Source organism: Desulfocurvus sp. (assembly GCF_023230885.1).
Lineage (GTDB): Bacteria > Desulfobacterota > Desulfovibrionia > Desulfovibrionales > Desulfovibrionaceae > Desulfocurvus.
Genome location: NZ_JALNWM010000034.1, coordinates 1 through 20,134, shown reverse-complemented (window position 1 = coordinate 20,134; position 20,134 = coordinate 1). Strand labels below are relative to the sequence as shown.

Sequence of the window (20,134 nt, the reverse complement as noted above, 5' to 3'; positions counted from 1 at the left end):
TGGCGCTTGGGAAAAAGGGGGTTTCCCCGCCCCCCTCTCCCGGTTCCGCGGCCTTCGCCCGTCCCCCTCTCCCGGCGCCCCGGCCTGCGTCCGCCCCCCTCTCCCGGTTCCGTCGGCCTGCGTCCGTGCCCGGGCGGGGCCTACAGGTACCAGCGCCAGCTGCGTCCGGCCAGGTAGAGGTCGCGCAGGGTGACGATGCCTCCGGAGCGCAGTTTCTTGACCAGGAAGAGGAACAGGTAGGCGGTCTGCATGGCGTCGTAGAGGGCGTTGTGCTCGTCGAAGGCGGGCAGGCCGTATTCGCGGCACAGGTGTCCGAGCTGGTAGGACACGGAGCCGTCGAACTGGTCGTAGTAGTTTTCCCACAGTTCCTGGCGGTAGACCTGGGCCAGGCGCATGGTATCGATGCACGGGGTGCGCAGGCGGCCGCCGAAGATGACGCGGGCGGCGCGGTTGAGGAAGGAGATGTCCAGGCCCACGTTGTGGCCGACGATGAGCGCGCCGCCGCAAAAGCGCAGGAAGTCCGGGAAGGCTTCGCGCAGGCGCGGGGCGCCGCGCAGCATGTCGGGGGTCAGGCGGTGGATCATGGTCGCGACCTTGGGCACGGGGCCGCGCGGGGCCACCAGGGTGTAGAAGGAATCGGCGGTGATGGACAGGTCACGGATGCGCACGGCGCCGATGGAGACGATCTCGTCGCTGGCGGGGGACAGGCCGGTGAGCTCGGTGTCCACCACGCAGAACTCGTAGTCGGCCAGGGGCCGGTCCTGGTCGAAGGCGGCGAAGCGCTCGTGGTTGGCGCGCAGCAGCTCGCCCCGCGGGGCGCGGACCAGGCGCGAGAACACGCGGGCCAGAGCGGCGACGGGGGCGGGGGCGGGTGTCATCATGGCGGGCTCCTCGGGCGGTCTTCCCGGCTGGCGGGGTCAGCCCACGTTCAGGCTGAAGGCTTCCCTGACGAAGGTTTGCAGCGAGCGGACCACCCCGAAGGTTTCCTTGAGGGTCTGCTTTTCCAGGTCCGAGAGGCTGGCGGGGTTCAGGTGGTTGTCGGGGGCCCCGCCCGCGTCGATGCGGGCCATCTGGTGCACCAGGCGCACCTGCATGAGGAACTCGTAGGCTTCCAGGGCCTCCACGGCGAGGTCGGGCGGGATGAGGCTCCGGTCCTTGAGGGTTTCCAGGCGGTCGAAGGTATTGGTTTCGCGCAGGCCGTGGCGCAGGGCGAACAGGCGCGCGAAGTCGACGAAGGGGGTGAGGGCCCGGGTCTTGAGGTTCAGGGTGTCCTTGTGGGCGCCGTCCTTGTCCACCAGGATGTTGCGGAAGAAGGACAGGGGCGGGCGGGTGCCCAGGCAGTGGCGGGCCAGGTGGCGCAGGAACACGTCCTGCCGGGCGGCGTGGACGGCCACATGGTCGCGCAGGGCCTCGCCCAGGGCGACGTGGCCCCAGCCCGGGCGGAAATCGAAGAAGATGGTGGCCTGCAGCACCTCCTCGGGCTCGGGCAGCATGACCAGCTTCTCGAAGAAGTCGCGCATCCGGGTCATGGGCATGCGCCAGCGGGGGTTGGAGGCCATCATGCCGCCCGGGCAGGGCGGGTAGCCGCAGCGCACGAGCTGGTCGATGGCGGCCTGGGCGAAGCGGCGGAAGTAGTCGTCGCAGCGGGCGGCCTCGCCGGGATCGGCGCAGTCGGCGTAGACCAGGGCGTTGTCCTGGTCGGTCTGGAAGGTCTGTTCCTTGCGGCCCTCGGAGCCCATGAGCAGCCAGCAGAAGGGCGCGGGGGCCGGGCCCAGCTCATCCTGGACGAAGGTCAGCAGCTTCTCCAGGATCAGGTCGTTCATGACGGTGACCATGCGCGTGATGTTGCGGGCCTTGGCGCCCTCCTCCACCAGGGAGCCGACGGTCATGGGCACCCTGGCCGCCAGGGGGTGCAGGGCGTCCAGCGACCGGGCCCCGGCGATCTCGCGGAACAGGGACGTGGGCGAGCGGCCTTGCAGGAGCATGATGTCGTGGGCGGTGACCATGCCCGCCACGCGCCCCTCGCGCAGCACGGCCAGGTGATGGATCTGGGCGCTCATCATGCGCAGCAGGGCGTCGAAGCAGGGCTCGCGGTGGCCGATGGTGGCCAGGGGCGAGCTCATGATGAACTCCACGGGCGCGTCGTGGGGCTCGCCCTCGGCCACGGCGCGGCGCAGGTCCTTGTCGGTGACGATGCCCACGGCCTCGCCGCGCGGGTCGGCGACCAGCAGGGACCCCACGCCCTGTTCGACCATGATGGCGGCGGCCTCGCGCAGGCTGCGGCCCGAGGCGATGAGCAGCGGCGGACGGCGGATCACGTCGCCCACGCGGGTGGAGAACAGCACCAGCGGGCTGGCGGCGCACAGGTCGGCGTGCTGGCGGCGCAGTTCCGAGAAGGCCCGCTCGATATAGTTCTCGGAGATGTTGTGCAGGTAGTACTGGGCGATGGCCGGGTGCTCGGCGATGAGCGCCCGGAAGACCGCGCCGGGGATCTTGAAGCAGAAGGTGTCTTCCACCGTCTCGGCGCCCAGGCTGGCGCGGGCCTCGCGGATGACGCCCAGGGCGCCCACGGCGGCGCCCTCGCCGCGGTAGTCGATGAGCGTGTCGGGGCCGCCCTCGCGGGAGAGGAAGAGCTTCACGGCCCCGCTGCGGATGAGCAGGACGTGCTCCACCGGGGTCACGCCCTGGGTCAGCAGGCGGGTGCCCTTGGGGTGGAAGTCGATGGTGCAGGTCCGGGCCAGGGCCTCCAGGGCCGGACGGTCCAGGTCGCTGAAGGGCAGCGTCCGGGCCAGGAAGGGCACGAGCTCCGAAGCCTGCGCGGAAAAAACCTGATCGGGCCTGGTCATGGCGCCTCCGTTGCGGCGGGAGGGCCGGGGGCGCGCCCCGCGCGGGGCGGGGCGCGCCGGTCCGGCCGGGGTCTAGTGGTCCACCGCCGCGCCCGCCCCGCGCGGGAAGCGGACGGTTTCGACCATGTCCTGCACGGCCTGGGGCGGGGCGGGGGTCAGGGCCGAGACGACCACCGTCACCGCGAAGTTCAGAACCATGCCCACGGCGCCGATGCCCTCGGGGCTCACGCCCATGAACCACGGCGCCATGCCCAGGAACTTGGTCTGCACGATGTAGAACATGGTGAAGCCGATGCCCGCGATCATGCCGCAGATGGCGCCCTCGCGCGTGGCGCGCTTCCAGAAGATGCCGAGCACCAGGATGGGGAAGAAGCTCGACGCCCCCAGGCCGAAGGCCAGGGCCACCACCTGGGCCACGAAACCGGGCGGGTTGATGCCGAAGTATCCGGCCACGCACACGGCCACGCCGATCATCACCCGGCCCAGGGTCAGGCGCGCGCGCTCCGAGGCGCCGCGGTTGATCACGCGGTAGTAGAGGTCGTGGGACACGCTGGAGGCGATGACCAGCAGCAGCCCCGAGGCCGTGGACAGCGCCGCGGCCAGCCCGCCCGCCGCAACCAGGGCGATGACCCAGGCCGGGAGGGCGGCGATCTCGGGGTTGGCCAGGACCATGATGTCCGGGTCGACGTAGAGCTCGTTGGCACCCGGGGCCGGGGCGTTGGCCAGCAGCACCTGGCCGTGCGCGCCGATCTGGCCCGAGGACTGGGGCTTGCCCGCAAAGGGCGCCCCGGCGCGGTACTGGATGACCCCGTCGCCGTTCTTGTCCATCCAGGCGATGAGCCCGGTGCGCTCCCAGTTCTTGAACCAGGTCGGGGCCTGGGCGTAGGGCGCCTCGTTCACGGTGCCGACCATGTTGTAGCGCGCGAAGGCCGCCACGGCCGGGGCCGTGGTGTAGAGGATGGCGATGAACAGCAGGGCGTAGCCCGCCGAGAGCCGCGCGGCGCGCACGCTGGGCACTGTGTAGAAGCGGATGATCACATGGGGCAGCCCGGCGGTGCCGACCATGAGCGCCAGGGTCATGCACAGCACGTCGAGCATGGATTTGTTGCCCGGACCAAAGGCCGAGGTGTAGGCCGAGAAGCCCAGGTCCTGGCCGATCTGATCCAGGGTTTCCAGCAGGTGGCGGCCCGCGTCGGGCCCGGAAAGGATGGAGGAGCCGAAACCGAGCTGGGGGATGAAGCTGCCCGTGACCATGCGCGAGATGGCCGCCGCGGGGATGAGGAAGGCCACGATGAGCACCAGGTACTGGGCCACCTGGGTCCAGGTGATGCCCTTCATGCCGCCAAGACCCGCGTACACGAAGACGATGACCATGCCGATGATCACGCCGGTGTTCACGTCCACCTCCAGGAAGCGCGAGAACACGATGCCCACCCCGCGCATCTGCCCGGCCACATAGGTCAGGGAGACGAAGATGGCGCAGATCAGGGCCACGACCCGCGCGGTGTCGGAATAGTAGCGGTCGCCCACGAAATCCGGAACCGTGAACTTGCCGAACTTGCGCAGGTAGGGCGCGAGGAGCAGCGCCAGGAGCACATAGCCCCCGGTCCAGCCCATGAGGTAGACCGCGCCGGTGTAGCCGGTGAAGGAGATGATGCCCGCCATTGAGATGAACGACGCGGCGCTCATCCAGTCGGCGGCGGTGGCCATGCCGTTGGCCAGGGGCGGCACCCCGCCGCCGGCCACATAGAAGCCCCGGGTGTCCTTGACCCGCGACATCCAGGCGATGACCAGGTACAGGCCGAAGGTCAACCCGACCATGATGTAGGTCCATATCTTTATCGTCATGTGCGCTCCCCGGCGCCGTGGGCGCCCCTGTGCGGTGTTTCCGGCGGTTCTACTCGTGCACGTCGTATTTCCTGTCCAGCCGCAGCATGAGCAGGTAGTAGACGAAGATCAGGACCACGAAGACGAAGATGGACCCCTGCTGGGCGAACCAGAAGCCCAGGGGGAAACCGCCGACGGTCACGGCGTTGAGCGGCTCGACGAAGACGATGCCGCAGCCGTAGGAAACCGTGGCCCAGATGGCCAGCAGCACGGCCATGTAGCCCACGTTCCTGCGCCAGTATTCGCGCATGGAGCCGGTGGTCTGTGTTGATTGCGTCATGGCGGGCACCTCCCTTGCGTTTGCCCATGCGCCGGGCCCCGGCCCGGCGCGCCCGGGGCGTTGCCCACGGGTGTCCAGCCCCCGTCATAAGGGACCAGCGCGAAAAGGCGCACGTCATTTTCGGTGAACGCGCAAAAACCCGGGCGGGCGGCGGGCGGGCGGACGCCCCGCCGCTGGACGGCCCAAAGCCGCCGTCCACAGGGCCTGGGCGCCGCTGGGCGGCGGGCCGCGGCCCCGGCCGGGCGCAGACGCCCCGAAGCCCGGGGCGCCGCCCGCCACTCACCGCCCCAAGGCGGCTGTTCACCTTCGGGCCCGTTTCTGCTACATACGGCGGGGAGCACCGACCAACGCCCACGCGCCCCGGCAACCGGGGCGAAAGGACAGCCCGATGATCAGCCTGCTCGATGTCGTCTTCGGCTCCCTCGCCCTGCTCTTCGCGGTGCGGGGGCTCTTTCGCGGCCTGCTCAAGGAGGTGCTGTCCACCCTGGGGGTGGTCGGGGCCTGGTGGCTGGCCGCCGAACACGGCCCCGCCCTGGCGCCGCACCTGCGCCAGTGGGTGGAGAGCCCTGGGGTGGCCGAGTTCGCGGCCTATGTGCTGGTGTTCTTCGCCGTGATGCTCGGGGTCAAGGTTCTGACCTGGCTCATTGCCAAGATCCTCAAGGCTTCGCCCGTGGGCTGGATCGACATGCCCGGCGGGCTCCTGGTGGGCCTGGGCAAGGCGTGGCTGCTTTGCTGCGTCATCCTGGCCGGGCTGCTGGCCTTCCTGCCCGACGCCGAATTCGTGCGCAACTCGCGCACCGCGCCCTACCTCGCGCCGGGCGCCGAATACCTGCGCGAAAAGATCCACACGGGCATGGACGGCTTCGACCCCATGCGCATGCTGCCCCAGTCCCTGCCCGCCCCCGCCCGGGAGACGCAGGACGGCGGCCAGGACGACCCCGGGGCCCCGGCCTCGGCAATGACCGAAAAAGCCCGCGCCCTGCTGGAGACCCTCGGCAAGGCCATCACCAACCAAGAGGAAAAGCCCGCACAATGACCCCCGACACCGCCCACGCCCCGGACCACGGCCCGGCCCTGCGCGAACTCTTCGCCGTCATCGACGCCCTGCTGGCCGAGAACGGCTGCCCCTGGGACCGCAAGCAGACCCCGCAGACCATGACCGACTATGTGGTGGAGGAATGCTTCGAGCTGGCCGAAGCCATCCGCGCCGACAGCCCCGGGCGCTCGACCCCCGACTCCCGCGCCGAGGTCATGGAGGAACTGGGCGACGTGGCCTTCCTGCTCTTGTTCGTGGCCACCCTCTACCACCGCGCCGGGCACTTCGACCTCTCCGACTCCCTGCGCTACTCCGCCGCCAAGATGATCCGCCGCCATCCCCACGTCTTCGGCGACCTGAAGCTGGAAAGCCAGGAGGAGCTGCTGCGCAACTGGGAGCGCATCAAGCGCGCCGAAAAGGCCGAGGGCGACGAGGGGCCCAAGCGCGTCTACGAGAGCCTGCCCAGGGGCCTGCCGCCGCTGCTCAAGGCCTACCGCGTCAACTCCAAGGCCGCCCGCGCCGGGTTCACCTGGGCCACCGACGCCGACCAGGCCGCGCACATGGCCGACGAATGGCGCGAATGGGAGCAGGCCAAGGCCGACGGCGACCCCGCGCGCATGCACGAGGAGTTCGGCGACTACCTCTTCAGCCTCGTGGAGTACGGCCGCCGCCACGGCATCAAGGCCAACGCCGCCCTGGAGGACGCCAACTCCAAGTTCCTGGCCCGCTTCGGCCTCATGGAAGACGCCGCCCGCGCCCAGGGCCGCGACATCGCCGAGCTGACCCTGGACGAGATGAATGCCCTGTGGGAGCGCGCGAAGGGCTAGGGCCGGGGGGAGACAAAGCCGCCGCGCTGCGGCCACTCTTGGCCGGACGGTAAACGGAGTACCCTCGACAGAAGGATCGGCTCTCGTGAAAATCTCCACCATTCTTGACCACATCGACAGCGGACACATGGCCCTGCCGGAATTCCAGCGCGGCTATGTGTGGAACCGCGACCAGGTGCGCGGACTGTTCGACAGCCTCTACCGGCGCCATCCGGTCGGCGGCCTGCTTGTCTGGGCGACGGACTCCAGCACGGTCGCCCATCGTGGCGAGGGTCGGCTCGCCACAGGCGTGGTCAAACTGCTGCTTGACGGGCAACAACGCATAACGACCCTCTATGGCGCCGTGCGGGGCCGTCCTCCGAAATTTTTTGAAGGCAACGTCCAGACCTTTACCGGGCTCCGCTTCCACCTCGATTCCGCCGCGTTCGAGTTCTATCAGCCCGTCAAAATGCGCGACGACCCGCTCTGGATCGACGTGACGGAACTGTTGCAAAAAGGCACCGAGGGGCTGGGCTCCTTCGTGGCCCAACTTTCCTCCCAACCGGAGCGACTGCCAAAGGTTGGCGATTATGTCGGCAAATTGAGCCAACTTCTAGGTATCCTGGATGTGGAATTGCACATCGAGGAGGTCACCGGGGCGGACAAGAGCCTCGACGTGGTCGTGGACATCTTCAACCGCGTAAACAGCGGCGGAACGAAACTCTCCAAGGGCGACCTGGCCCTGGCCAAGATTTGCGCCGACTGGCCCGAAGCCCGAGAGGAGATGAAAAATCACCTCAAAAGCTGGTCTGCCGCAGGCTACACCTTCAGCCTCGACTGGCTGTTGCGCTCCGTAAACACAGCACTCACGGGCGAAGCCAAGTTCAGTTTCCTGCATGAGAAAAGCGCCCAGGAAGTGAGGGAAGCCCTGGCCCATGCAACCAAGACAATCGATACATGCCTGAATATCATCAGCGGCCGTTTGGGGCTGGACCACGACCGGGTACTTTTCGGCCGCTACGCCATCCCGGTCATGGTCCGCTATCTGAGCCTGCGCAAAGGCACGATTGACGCCACAGAACGCGACAAGCTCCTGTTCTGGTTCGCCCAGTCCGGCATGTGGGGCCGCTTTTCAGGCTCCACGGAATCCTTCATCGACCAGGATCTGGCGACCATCGAAACAGCCGACAACCCCCTGGACGCGCTTCTGGAACAACTCCGCCTGTGGCACGGCGGCCTACGGGTGGAGCCGGGACATTTCTCAGGCTGGAGCCTGGGGGCACGCTTCTATCCCGCGCTCTACATGCTCACCCGCATGGGCACAGCCTGCGACTGGGGCACCGGCCTCCCACTCAAGGCGGAAATGCTCGGCAAGCTCAACCGCCTGGAGGTGCATCACATCTTCCCAAAGGCGCAACTCTACAAACACGGTCATGCCCGACCCGAGGTCAACGCCCTGGCCAACTTCTGCTTCCTGACCAAGGAAACGAATCTGCGCATCAGCGACAGGCTGCCGGAGGAGTATTTCCCGGAGATTGAGGCCAGCCACCCGGGAGCCCTGGCTTCACAGTGGATTCCGATGGACCGGGAACTCTGGAAGATCGAGAACTACGGCGCCTTCCTGGAAGCCCGCAAACAACTTCTGGCAGCGGAGGCAAACCGCCGCATGACCGATCTGCTGCACGGCGAGGAACAGTGGCTGCAAGGCTCGGCCCCTGCCGTGTCCGCCCCTCCCACGCCCCTGGGTGGTATCGACAACGAAGCCGAGGAGCAGGCGCTTGTGGCCCTGAATGACTGGGTGACCGAGCGAGGCCTGCCCGCAGGCGACCTGGGATTTGACTTTGCCGACCCTCAGACCGGTGCGCAGCAAGCGGTATTCGACATCGCCTGGCCCGCTGGCCTGCAGGAAAGGTTGAGCGGACCCGTGGCCGTACTGATCAACGAGGGCGCCGAAGTGATCGCTCTGGCCAGCCGGGCGGGCTATCGATGCTTCACGTCCGTGGAGGCATTCAAGGACTATGTGCAAAAGGATGTCTTGTCGGCCGGGGCAAACTAAGGATCGCGCCAGACAGGCCCGGCGCCGGACGCCCCCGGTGCAGTATTCGGAAGGTCTACGCCATGCATGCAACCAAGTCATCGCGAGGTGACGCCCCCCCGGCGGGCGCAAAAAAGGGCGAGGTCATGCCTCGCCCTGGTTCGCTGAAAGGGGAAACGGCGGGGGCTACTGGTTGGCGCGTTGGCCCACGTCGGTCAGGCGGTCCAGGTAGTCCTGGACCTCGGCGGTGTTCTTCCACTGCTCGAAGCCGGACATCCAGGCCGGGAAGTCCATGAACTCCTCGTCCAGCTGGGCCTCGTGGCCCTGCATCCACAGGCCGAAGAGGTACATTTCCAGCTTCAGGGCCTTGGTGTCCCACACGCTGGTCACCGTGCCGGGGGGGTACTTGTTGCCGTCGTAGACCAGGGCCACATGGGCGCAGGTGTCGGTGCAGGATTTCTGGTAGTCCACCAGCGCGCCGTCGTACAGCTCGGCCAGCCCCACAAGGTGCTCCTGGGTCTTCTTGAGGTGCTCCATGATCTCGGCGGGGATCTCGATGCGCACGGCCTCGCCCTCCTCCTCCTTCACGAAGTAGAAGCGCAGCCAGTTCTCGAACTTCATCACCTCGGCCACGTCGGCCACGGCGCTGGTCATCAGGTCGGACATGGGCATTCTCCTGTGGTGCGTTGCCCCGCGCTGGGGGTCCACTCAAGTAGGCCGCCGCGGCCCGGGAGTCAACCCCCCGCGGGGCGGACGGAAAAGCAAGAACGGTCAGGCGGGCGCCGCGGCGATCCGCTATCCCGGGCCAGGAGGAACGCATGGCGAACGGACTGCGGGAAACATACGCCGAGCGGCTGAACCGGGCCCTCGACCACCTGGAACGCAACCTGGACGAGGACCCCTCGCTGGAAGAGCTGGCCCGGGTGGCCTGCTTCTCGCCCTTCCACTTCCACCGCATCTTCACCGGCATGGTCGGCGAGCCGCTGCGCGCCCATGTGCGCCGGTTGCGGCTGGAGCGCGCCCGGCACCGGCTGCAATTCACCTCCCTGTCGGTGACGCGGGTGGCCCTGGACGCGGGCTATGACAGCCCCGAGGCGTTCTCGCGGGCCTTCCGCGCGCAGTTCGGCATGGCGCCCAGCCACTGGCGCGACACCGCGCGGACCGGAGCAACCACAACCCCGGGAGGCCGCTCCCGGGACACAGGAGGACGGAGCATGGATGTGGCCGTGAAAACCCTGCCGGAAATGACCGTGGCCTATGTGCGCCACACGGGCCCCTACATGGAATGCGGCGCGGCCTGGGAGCGCCTGTGCGCCTGGGCCGGGCCCAAGGGCCTGCTGGGGCCGGGCACGCGCTTCCTGGGCCTGTCCCACGACGACCCCGAGATCACCGCGCCGGAGCGCGTGCGCTACGACGCCTGCATCACCGTGCCCCGGGAGACCGGCCCCGAGGGCGAGGTGGGCGTGAAGGCCATCGGCGGCGGGCAGTACGCCGTGACCCTGCACAAGGGCCCCTATGAAAAGATGCACGAGACCTACGCCCGGCTCTGCGGGGGCTGGGGCCCGGAAAGCGGGCGCGAGTTCGGCCCGCAGGCCAGCGTGGAGTTCTACCTGAACGATCCGTCCAGCACCGCCCCCGAGGAGCTGCTCACGGAAATCTGGGTCGCCCTGCTGGAGGGCTGACCCCCCGGGCCGCGGGGCGGCACGAAACGGATACGACGCGCGGGCCGTCGGCCCCGGGCGGGGCCGACGGCCCGCCACGCATCGGGGCGAGGCCCTCAGCCCGCGCCCGGGGGCTCGGGGGAGAGGCCCAGGCGCTCCAGGTCCGCCAGGTCTGCGGCGGCGGGCTCGCCGGGGGTGGTCAGGTAGTCGCCGGTCATCAGCCCGCTGGCGCCGCAGGTCAGCAGTTCGGCCTTGCGCGCGCCCATGACGGCGGGCCGCCCGCCGCAGATGCGGATATGCCTGTCGGGCAGGAGCAGCCGCAGCAGCGCCACGATGCGCAGGGCCTCGTCCGCGTCCAGCAGGGGGCGGGCCTCCAGGGGGGTGCCGGGGATGGGCGTCAGGAAGTTCACAGGCACGGAGGGCACGCCCAGGCCGCGCAGCTCCAGGGCCAGCTCCACCCGCTGGGCCCAGGTCTCGCCCATGCCGAACAACCCGCCGGAGCAGACGTACAACCCCAGGGCCACGGCGTGGCGCACGGTGTCCACGTCGTCGTCATAGGCGTGGGTGGTGCAGATGCGCGCGAAGAAGCTGCGCGCGGTCTCCAGGTTGTGGTGGTAGGCCCCGAGCCCCGCGTCGCGCAGGGCCTCCAGGCGCCCGCGATCCAGGATGCCCACCGAGGCGTCGGCGGCCAGCCCCAGCTCGCGCACGGCGGCCACGGCGCGCAGCAGCTCCTGGAAATCGGCCCCGCCCAGGGCCTTGCCGCTGGTGACGATGCCAAGCCGCGTGGCCCCGGCCGCGCGCGCGGCGCGGGCAGCCCGGACGATGGCCTCCAGGCCGATGAAGGGATACTCGCGGCAGGCGCCCCGCTGCCCGGCCCGGTGGTGGGCCGACTGGGCGCAGAAGGCGCAGTCCTCGGAGCAGGAGCCCGAGCGGGCGTTGACGATGGAGCACAGCCCGATGCGCTGGCCGAAATGGTGCTCCTTGACCCGCCGGGCCGCGTCCAGCAGCTCCCGGGCCCCGTCGGCACCGGCCTCGCCCGCCCGGCGGCCCAGCTCCCCGGCCTGGGCCCGGTCCAGGATCTCCCCGGCCAGCACCCGCCGCCCCACGTCCTCGAAATATCCGCTCACCGCTCGTCCTTCCAGTTCCACCATTTCAGGAGTTCCGGGTCGCGGGGCCGCCCCTCGGTCCGCGCGAAGTAGTGCGCGCAGCGAAAGACATAGAGCACGCAGCGGTCCACATGGCGCCCCTCCAGGGCCATGAGCCGCCGGTACATCCGCTGCGGGTCCGCCCCGGCGAGGTCCGCCACGCGCCCGTAGCCCAGGCGCAACAAATCCTCGGCCATGCGCGGCCCCACCCCGGGGATGCGCCGCAGATCCCGTATGCTCTCCCGCCTGTCCACGGCCCCGTCTTACAGCCCCGCCCCGGCCCTGGCAAGCCGCCCCGGCCGGGCGGGGCCCCCGGCCTCCCGCCTTTCCGGCCCCTGTTGCCTCCCCTCGCGGGAGTTGATAGGAAAGGCATGGTCCGGGCGAACCCTCTGCCGCGCCAGGGGGCCGTCGGCCCGACCGGGGCAGGCGGAGCCAGGACGCGGCGGCCAACGGGCGCCCCGGAGCTTCGCGCCCGCCGCCCCGCGCGGACACGGGCGCAGAGGGGGATCGCGCACATGGCCGACGACCGTTTCCCGCCGCCCCGCGCGGGGCGGCCGCAGGCACCGGCCCCCGACCGCCGCCCCCATGACCACACATGCGCCGGCCGCACCGACGGGCCGCGCCGCAAGGAGACCATGCCCATGCCCCTGTTCACCCGCCTGGCGGCCATCCCGCTGGCCCTGTCCCTCCTGGCCGGATGCTCCGCCCCCCCGGCACCCCAGCCCCCCATCCCGGCGGTGAAGACCGCCGTGGCGCAAACCACCGTCTCCGCGTTCAGCCGCGACCTGTCCGGGGTGGTGGAGGCCCAGGAGAGCACGTTCCTGTCCTTCCCCGTGGGGGGCACGGTGTCCGAGGTCGCCGTGGACGTGGGCGACGAGGTCCGGCCGGGGCAGGTGCTGGCGGCCCTGGACCCCACGCCCCTGGACAACCGGGTGCGCACCGCCCTGGCCAGGGTCCGCTCCGCCCAGGCGGAGGTGCTCAAGGCCAAGGACCAGCACCAGCGCCTGAGCACCCTGTTCAGCCAGGGCTTCGTGTCCAAGTCCGAGATCGACGACTCGCGCGCCGCCCTGGAGGCCGCCAGGGGCGGCCTGGAGGTCGCCCGGGGGGAGCTGGAGGACGCCCAGCGCGACCGCGCGCGGACGGCCATCGTGGCGCCCTATGCGGGGGTCATCGCGAAAAAGAGCGTCCAGGCGTTCCAGGAGGTCCAGCCGGGGACGACCCTCTTCGAGCTGGCGGGCAAGGGCGGGCTCAAGGTCCGGGTCATGGCCCCCGAGACCCTCATCGCCGGCATCCGGCCCGGCGACCCGGCCCGGGTGAGTTTCGCCGCCGTGAAGAACCTGTCCGTGCAGGGCCTGGTCGCCGAGATATCCGCCGTGGCCGAGACGGGCAACGCCTTCCCCGTGACCGTCGCCCTGGACTCGCCCCCGGAGGGCGTGCGGATCGGCATGACGGCCCAGGTGGCCCTGGGCACCGGCCAGGGCGCGGCCGTCTTTCTCCTGCCCATGACCGCCCTGGCCCTGAACGAGGTGCCCCGGCTGGCGGCTGGCGGCGGCCCGGGCGACAAGGCCCCGGTGTTCATCTTCGACCCCGAGCAGCAGGCCGTGACCCTCCGGCTGGTGGATGTCCTCGACATCCAGGGCAATTTCCTGGCCGTGACCCGCGGGCTGGCCCCCGGCGAGGAGGTCGTCGTCGCCGGGACGGCCTTCCTGCGCGACGGCATGCGCGTCCGGCGCTGGACCCCCGACACCCCCCAGGAGACCGTGCGCCTCGGCACCGTCGCGGGGGAAGGGGAGTAACCCATGCACGCGCTGGTCCGCTTCGTCATCACCAACTCGCGGTTCGCCCTGTTCGCCGTGGCCCTCGCCGTCCTGGGCGGGCTGTCGGTCTACTTCACCCAGGCGCGGCAGGAGGACCCCGAGATCACCATCCGCACCGCCCAGGTGCTGGCGCAGTATCCGGGCATGTCGGCGGAGCGCGTGGAGCAGCTGCTCACCCGCCCCATCGAGGAGGAGATCAAGTCCCTCCCGGAGGTCAAGGAGATCAAGTCCCTGTCCATGCCGGGAATGGCCATCGTCCTGCCCAAGCTGCACGACAGCCATTTCGACCTCGACCCCATCTGGGCCCGGCTGCGCAACAAGATGGACGACCTGCGGACCCGGCTGCCCGAAGGCACCCTCGGCCCGCAGGTCAACGACGACTTCGGGCGGGTGGCGGTGGTCACCCTGGCCCTGACCGGCGAGGGCTTTTCCGGGCGCGAGCTGCGCTGGGCGGCCCGCTGGCTGCGCGACCACTTCGCGAAGCTGCCCCTGGTGGCCAAGGTGGACCTCTACGGCGTGCAGGAAGAGCGCATCTGGCTGGTCTTCGACCCCAAGAAGCTCAACCGCTCCGGCATGAGCCCGGACCAGGTCGTCGCCCAGCTGAAGGACCGGAACATCATCCTGCCCGGAGGCACGGTGAACGCGCAGGGCATGGCCCTGTCCATCGAACCCTCCGGCAATTTCGAATCCCTGGAGGACCTGCGCCGGGTCATCCTGACCCGCCCGGACGACGCGGGCCCCATCCGCCTGCGCGACCTGGTGGAGGTGCGCCGCGACTATGTGGACCCGCCCCGGTCCCCGGTCTTCTTCAACGGCGCCCCGGGCGTGGTCCTGGGCATCTCCATGGTCGAGAACTCCAACATCGCCGAGCTGGGCAGGCAGGTCATGGGCCTGCTTCCGGGGGCGCGCGCGCAGCTGCCCCTGGGCATGTCCCTGGACGTGATGAACTACCAGCCCGAGCTTGTGGCCGAGGCCGTGCAGGGCGCCACGGACAACCTGCTCCAGACCATCGCCGTGGTCCTCGGGGTGGTCATGGTCTTCCTGGGCTGGCGCATCGGGCTCATCGTGGGGGCGGGCATCCCCCTGACCATCTTCGTGGTCCTGGTGGGCATGTCCCTGTGGGGCGTGGCCCTGCACCGCATCTCCATCGCGGCCATCATCGTGGCCCTGGGCCTGCTGGTGGACAACGGCATCGTCGTCGCCGAGGACTTCAAGAGCCGGATGGACAGGGGCGCGGCCAAGCTCGACGCGGCCCTGGACGCCTCGCGCAGCCTGGCCATTCCGCTGCTCAACAGCTCGCTGACCACCATCCTGGCCTTCCTGCCCCTCATGCTGGCCGAGAACTCCTCGGGCGAGTTCCTGGCCTCGCTGAGCCAGGTGGTGATCCTCGCCCTGCTGGCCTCCTGGTTCCTGGCGGTGGTCCTCACCCCGGCCCTGTGCTACTGGCTTTTGCCCGAAACCCCGGCGCGGGCCGCCGCGAACGGGGCGGACCAGGACCCGGACGACGCGCCCCGGAGCGGGCTCCACGCGTTCTACGGGCGCCTGCTCGGGCGCATGCTCCGCTGGCGCGCCGCGTTCCTGCTGGGGGTCGGGGCCCTGTTCATCCTGTCCCTGGCGGGCTTCGGGCTGGTCAAGCAGCGGCACATGGCCCCCTCCGAGCGCAACCAGTTCACGGTCTACCTGAACCTGCCCGCGGGCAGCGACATAACCGAAACCATCGAGGCCGCCCGGACCCTGGGGAGCTACCTGGCCGACCGGGAGCAGAACCCGGCGGTGACGGGCAACGTGGCCTATGTGGCCTCCGGAGGGCCGAGGTTCTTCCTCGCCCTCCAGCCGCCCGACCCCATGCCCCATTCGGCCTTCCTGGTGGTGAACACCGAGCGCTACGAGGATGTCGCGCCTGCCATGCGCCGCGTGGAGGAGTTCATCGCCGCCCGCCTGCCCCAGGCCGCCGGGCGCACGGAGTCCCTGTTCCTGGGGCCCGCGCCCCTGGGCACGGTGGAGCTGCGCCTGAGCGGGCCGGACATCGAAACCCTGCAACTGGTTTCCGGCCGGATGATGGCCGCCGTGGGAGGCATCCCCGGCATCCAGGCCCTGCGCAGCGACTGGGAGAACCCCGTGCTCAAGATCCGCGTGGTGGTCGACCAGGAGCGCGCCGCCCGGGCCGGGCTGACCAGCAGCGAAATCGCCCGCTCCCTGTCCGGCGTCCTGGACGGCTACAAGGCCACGGACTTCCGGGAGGGCGAAACGGTCATCCCCATCAGCCTGCGCTCGGACCAGGACGTCCGCAACAACCTGGACCGCCTGCGGACCCACGAGATGTTCTCGGCCCGGCTGAACGCCCCGGTGCCCCTGCTCCAGGTGGCCGACCTGGCCGGCGCGGTCGAACCCAGCCAGATCCGGCGCATCGACCAGGAGCGCACGGTCACCGTGGCGGCGCGCCACGCGGACATGGGCGCCAGGGAGCTCTACGCGGTCATGGGCGAGGCCCTGGCCGCCGTCCCCCTGCCGCCCGGATACGTCCTGCGCCCGGCTGGCGAGGTCGCCGACTCGGCGGAGTCCCAGTCCAAGCTCTTCCAGTACGCGCCGCACTGCCTGCTGGGCATCGTGGCCCTGCTCATCCTCCAGTTCAACTCCCTGCGGCGCATGGGCATCGTCATGGCGACCATCCCGCTGGTGCTCATCGGCGCCGTGGCGGGGCTGCTCGCCTTCCGGGCCCACTTCGAGTTCACGGCCATGCTGGGGCTCTTCTCCCTGGCCGGGATCATCATCAACAACGGCATCGTCATGATCGACCGCCTGGACCAGGAGCGCGCCCGGGGCCTGGGCGTGGACGAGGCCGTGGTGCGCGGGGCCCTGGCCCGGCTGCGGCCCATCCTCATCACCACGGCGACCACGGTCATCGGCCTCGTGCCCATGGCCCTGCTGGGCGGCCAATTCTGGTTCTCCATGAGCATCGTCATCATGTGCGGCCTCGCCGTGGGCACCGTCCTGACCCTGGGCTTCGTCCCGGTGCTCTACAGCGTCCTCTTCGGCCTGCGGAGGCGGACCCCCCCGGCCTGAGGCCGGGGGACGGGCGGGCCCGCGCCCGCCCGGTACCCGCCCAACCCCAACCCCCACGGACCCCATGCCCCGAACCTTCGTCGTCGCCGGAACGCACAGCGGATGCGGCAAAACCACGGCCGCCCTGGCGCTCATGGCGGCCATCCGCCGCCGGGGCCTGACGGTGCAGCCCTTCAAGGCCGGACCGGACTTCATCGACCCCGGATACCACGAGCTGGCCACGGGCCGGACCGGGCAGAACCTGGACGGCTGGATGATGGGCGAGGCCGGGGTGCGCCGGTGCTTCGCGCGCCACGCGGCCGGGGCGGACGTGGCAGTGGTCGAAGGCGTCATGGGCCTGTTCGACGGCGCCGAGGGCGCAGGGGAGGACGGCTCCACGGCGCAACTGGCCAAATGGCTGGGCGCCCCGGTGCTGCTGGTGGTGGACGCGCGCAGCATGGCCCGCAGCGCGGCGGCCGTGGTGGCGGGTTTTGCCGGGTTCGACCCGGGGCTCAGGCTGGCCGGGGTGCTGTTCAACCGTGTGGGCTCGGCGCGCCACGGGGAGCTGCTGGAGCAGGCCATGACGGCTGCCCTGCCGGAGGTGCCGGTGCTCGGGCTGCTGGGCCGCGACCAATCCCTGGCCCTGCCCTCGCGGCACCTGGGGCTGGTCACGGCCCAGGACCAGGGCCTGGGCCCCGAGGCCCTGGACCGGCTGGCGGACTGGATGCTGGCGGGCTGCAACGTGGGCCGCGTTCTGGCCCTGGCCCCGGACCTGACCCCGGAGCCGGAAGCCCCGCCTCCGGCCGCCCCCGGAACCGACGGCGACGCCCCCGGGCCATGCCGCCCGGACGACGCCCCCCCCGGGCGGACCGGCCCCGGAACCGACGGCTCCGGGGTGCGCATCGGCGTGGCCCGCGACGCGGCCTTCTGTTTCTACTACCCCGAGAACCTGCGCCTGCTGGAGGCCGCCGGGGCGCGGCTGGTGCCCTTCTCGCCCCTGGCCGACGCCGGGCTGCCCCCGGGGCTGCGCGGGCTGTACCTGGGCGGCGGCTACCCCGAGCTGCACGCCGCGCGGCTGGCGGCCAACGGGCCCATGCGCCGGGCCGTGCTGGCCCTGGCGGCGGCGGGCGCGCCGGTATACGCCGAGTGCGGCGGATTCATGTACCTCATGCGCACGCTCACCGACGCCTCGGGCACCGAGCATCCCATGTGCGGCGTCTTTCCCCTGCGCTCGGTCATGGGCGCCCGGCGCGGGGCCCTGGGCTACCGCGAGGTGGTCACGCGCGAGCCCGGCATCCTCGGCCCGGCCTGGACCATGCTGCGCGGCCACGAATTCCACTATTCGCGCCTGGGGGCGCCCCCGCAGGACGACCAGGCCGAGCCCCCGCGCCTGGTCTACCGCGTGCGCGACCGTCAGGGCTGGACGGACCAGGCCGAGGGCTTCGCCGTGGGCAACGCCCTGGGCACATACATCCACGCCCACTTCGCCTCCAACCCCGACGTGGCCCCGGCGCTGGTGGCGGCCTGCCGGGCCTGGGAGGGCGCGCCGTGAGCCGGGCGCTGCGCGAGGGCTTCACCACGGGCACGGCGGCGGCGGCGGCGGCCAAGGCGGCGGCCCTGTGGCTGGCCACCGGGGCGGCCCCCGCGCGGATGGACACGCCCCTGCCCCCGGGCGGGCGGCTCATGGTGCCCGTGGCCGCCGTGCTGCCCGAGGGCGGCGGCGCGCGGGGGCGCGTCATCAAGGACGGCGGCGACGACCCCGACGCCACCCACGGCCGGGCCGTGGAGGCCCTGGTGACCCTGGACCCGCACGGCCCGCCCGGGGAGATCGCCCTGGCGGGCGGGCGCGGCGTGGGCCGGGTGACCCTGCCGGGGCTGCCCGTGCCCCCCGGGGAACCGGCCATCAACCCCGCCCCGCGCGCGCAGATACGCCGCGCCGTGGCCGAGGCCCTGGAGACGGCGCGCTTCCCCGGCGCGGCGCGGGTGGTGGTGGAGGTGCCGGACGGCGAGGAGATCGCCGCCCGGACCATGAACGCGCGCCTGGGCATCGTCGGCGGTGTGTCCATCCTGGGCACGCGCGGCACGGTCCGGCCCTTCAGCCACGAATCCTGGGCCGCCACGGTGCTCCAGGGGCTGGATGTCGCCCGGGCCCAGGGCCTGGACCACGCGGCCCTGGCCACGGGCGGGCGCACCGAGGCCCTGCTGCGCGCCGACCTGCCCGGCCTGGCACCCCTGGCCTTCGTGCAGTTCGCGGACTTCTTCGCCCTGGCCCTTGGCGGCGCGGCGCAGCGCGGCTTCGCCCGCGTCACCGTGGGCTGCTATTTCGGCAAGCTGGTCAAGATGGCCCAGGGCCACGAGTACACCCACGCCCACGCCGCGGCCCTGGACTTCGAGACGCTGGCGCGCTGGTGCGCCGGGGCGGGCATGGCCCCGCAGGCCGTGGCCCGGGCGCGCCGCGCCGTCACCGCGCGCCATGTGCTGGAAATGATTTTGGCCGACGGGGCCCGGGATGCTATCATCGCCCGCATCGCCGCCCGGGCCCTGGCCGCGGCCCGGCGCCACGCCGGGGCCGCGGCCGGGCCCGCCCCGGCCATCGCCCTGCGGGTCTACGGCTTCGACGACGCCCCGCTGTACGCAATCCAAGGAGACCACGGACCATGACCATCCACGTCGTCGGCCTGGGCCAGGACCCCGACAACCTGCCCGAGCACTCCCAGGGCCTCATCGAGCACGCCGAGCTGCTCTGCGCGGGCCGGGACATCCTGGAGCATTTCGAGGACCACCCCGCCGAGAAGCTGCCCGTGGCCAGCCCGCTGGACGCGGTGATCGAGCGCCTGGCCAACGCCCACGCCGACGGACGCACGGTGGTCGTCCTGGCCGACGGCGACCCGCTGTTCTACGGCATCGGGGCCACCCTGGTGGAGCGCCTGGGCCCGGAGATCCTGCGCATCTACCCGGGCGTGAGCACGCTGCAAGCCGCCGCCGCCAAGGTCAAGATACCCTGGCAGGACGTGGCCGCCGTGTCCCTGCACGGGCGCGACGACTACGGCCCGCTGTTCGCCGCGTTGCAGTCGCGCGACTGGGTGGCCGTATTCACCGACGGGCGCAGCGTGCCCTCGGCCATCGCCCAGACCATCCTGGACAAGTGCGGCCCGCTGTTCCTCATGTGGGTGCTGGAGGACCTGGAGAGCGAATCCGAGCGCGTGCGGCGCTTCCCCCTGGAGGAGGCCGGGCGCACGAGCTTCTCGCGGCGCAACCTGGTGCTCCTGGAGCGCGTGGGCGCGCCGGAGCTGCCCCTGGGCCTGGGCCTGCCCGACGAGGGTTACGCCCGCGAGGGCAACCTGATCACCAAGGCCCCGGTGCGCGCGGCGGCCCTGGCGGCGCTGCGCCTGCGGCCCGGCTCCGTGGTCTGGGACCTGGGCGCGGGCTGCGGCGCCGTGGGCATCGAGGCCTCGGCCCTGTGCTGGCGCGGGCGGGTCCACGCGGTGGAGAAGAACGCCGCGCGCGTGGGCCTGATCCGCGCCAACGTGCGCCGCACCGGGGCCTTCCTGGTGGAGGTGGTCCACGGCACGGCCCCGG

General features: G+C 71.1%; 16 protein-coding genes. 9 read left to right on the top strand and 7 right to left on the bottom strand.

The window, feature by feature from the left end; genetic code table 11:
• Window positions 1–140: 140 nt before the first annotated feature.
• The 4 genes from M0P34_RS03980 to M0P34_RS03965 form a co-directional block, all read right to left on the bottom strand.
• Entirely contained in the window at window positions 141–881 is a 741-nt protein-coding gene (locus tag M0P34_RS03980) for a 3'-5' exonuclease (protein WP_291496601.1), read from the bottom strand.
• 36 nt (window positions 882–917) lie between these two features.
• The gene (locus M0P34_RS03975; RefSeq protein WP_291496599.1) at window positions 918–2,846 is read right to left on the bottom strand and encodes a putative nucleotidyltransferase substrate binding domain-containing protein; all 1,929 of its coding nucleotides are present in this window, start codon (window positions 2,844–2,846) and stop codon (window positions 918–920) included.
• A gap of 72 nt (window positions 2,847–2,918) precedes the next feature.
• Entirely contained in the window at window positions 2,919–4,694 is a 1,776-nt protein-coding gene (locus tag M0P34_RS03970) for a sodium:solute symporter family protein (protein ID WP_291496598.1), read from the bottom strand.
• Window positions 4,695–4,743: 49 nt separating this feature from the next.
• Complete coding sequence (locus tag M0P34_RS03965) at window positions 4,744–5,013, bottom strand: DUF4212 domain-containing protein (protein WP_291496597.1); 270 nt, start codon at window positions 5,011–5,013, stop codon at window positions 4,744–4,746.
• Window positions 5,014–5,401: 388 nt separating this feature from the next.
• Between M0P34_RS03965 and M0P34_RS03960 the strand changes: the two genes are divergently transcribed.
• The 3 genes from M0P34_RS03960 to M0P34_RS03950 all read left to right on the top strand — a co-directional run bounded on the left by M0P34_RS03960 (window position 5,402) and on the right by M0P34_RS03950 (window position 8,911).
• Window positions 5,402–6,049: a CvpA family protein gene (locus M0P34_RS03960; protein ID WP_291496596.1), complete on the top strand. Its 648-nt coding sequence runs from the start codon at window positions 5,402–5,404 to the stop codon at window positions 6,047–6,049.
• A complete protein-coding gene (gene mazG / locus M0P34_RS03955) occupies window positions 6,046–6,876 on the top strand; it encodes a nucleoside triphosphate pyrophosphohydrolase (RefSeq protein WP_291496595.1) in 831 nt (276 codons plus the stop codon). The genes M0P34_RS03960 and mazG overlap by 4 nt, the downstream gene beginning before the upstream one ends.
• Window positions 6,877–6,961: 85 nt before the next feature.
• The gene (locus M0P34_RS03950) at window positions 6,962–8,911 is read left to right on the top strand and encodes a DUF262 domain-containing protein (RefSeq protein ID WP_291496594.1); all 1,950 of its coding nucleotides are present in this window, start codon (window positions 6,962–6,964) and stop codon (window positions 8,909–8,911) included.
• Between the two features lie 165 nt (window positions 8,912–9,076).
• Here the strand turns inward: M0P34_RS03950 and M0P34_RS03945 are convergent, their stop codons facing one another.
• Window positions 9,077–9,556 (bottom strand): hypothetical protein, encoded by a 480-nt coding sequence (locus M0P34_RS03945; protein ID WP_291496593.1) that lies wholly within the window; start codon window positions 9,554–9,556, stop codon window positions 9,077–9,079.
• 152 nt (window positions 9,557–9,708) lie between these two features.
• Between M0P34_RS03945 and M0P34_RS03940 the strand changes: the two genes are divergently transcribed.
• Window positions 9,709–10,572, top strand: coding sequence for an AraC family transcriptional regulator (locus tag M0P34_RS03940; RefSeq protein ID WP_291496592.1), 864 nt, complete (start codon window positions 9,709–9,711; stop codon window positions 10,570–10,572).
• A 95-nt stretch (window positions 10,573–10,667) separates the two neighbouring features.
• Here the strand turns inward: M0P34_RS03940 and bioB are convergent, their stop codons facing one another.
• Complete coding sequence (gene bioB, locus M0P34_RS03935) at window positions 10,668–11,678, bottom strand: biotin synthase BioB (protein WP_291496591.1); 1,011 nt, start codon at window positions 11,676–11,678, stop codon at window positions 10,668–10,670.
• On the bottom strand, window positions 11,675–11,950 hold the full coding sequence (locus M0P34_RS03930) for a helix-hairpin-helix domain-containing protein (RefSeq protein ID WP_291496590.1): 276 nt from the start codon (window positions 11,948–11,950) through the stop codon (window positions 11,675–11,677). Before M0P34_RS03930 ends, bioB begins: the two co-directional genes overlap by 4 nt.
• Window positions 11,951–12,337: 387 nt before the next feature.
• Here M0P34_RS03930 and M0P34_RS03925 point away from each other — a divergent pair, with 387 nt between their 5' ends.
• From M0P34_RS03925 to cbiE, 5 genes are all read left to right on the top strand, one after another.
• On the top strand, window positions 12,338–13,492 hold the full coding sequence (locus tag M0P34_RS03925; RefSeq protein WP_291496589.1) for an efflux RND transporter periplasmic adaptor subunit: 1,155 nt from the start codon (window positions 12,338–12,340) through the stop codon (window positions 13,490–13,492).
• 3 nt (window positions 13,493–13,495) lie between these two features.
• Window positions 13,496–16,576, top strand: a complete 3,081-nt coding sequence (locus tag M0P34_RS03920; RefSeq protein ID WP_291496588.1) for an efflux RND transporter permease subunit — start codon at window positions 13,496–13,498, stop codon at window positions 16,574–16,576.
• A gap of 64 nt (window positions 16,577–16,640) precedes the next feature.
• The gene (locus M0P34_RS03915; RefSeq protein ID WP_291496587.1) at window positions 16,641–18,107 is read left to right on the top strand and encodes a cobyrinate a,c-diamide synthase; all 1,467 of its coding nucleotides are present in this window, start codon (window positions 16,641–16,643) and stop codon (window positions 18,105–18,107) included.
• Window positions 18,104–19,216, top strand: a complete 1,113-nt coding sequence (cbiD, locus tag M0P34_RS03910) for a cobalt-precorrin-5B (C(1))-methyltransferase CbiD (RefSeq protein ID WP_291496586.1) — start codon at window positions 18,104–18,106, stop codon at window positions 19,214–19,216. Before M0P34_RS03915 ends, cbiD begins: the two co-directional genes overlap by 4 nt.
• On the top strand, window positions 19,213–20,134 hold a 922-nt coding region (cbiE, locus tag M0P34_RS03905), incomplete at its 3' end, for a precorrin-6y C5,15-methyltransferase (decarboxylating) subunit CbiE (protein WP_291496585.1). The genes cbiD and cbiE, both read left to right, overlap by 4 nt.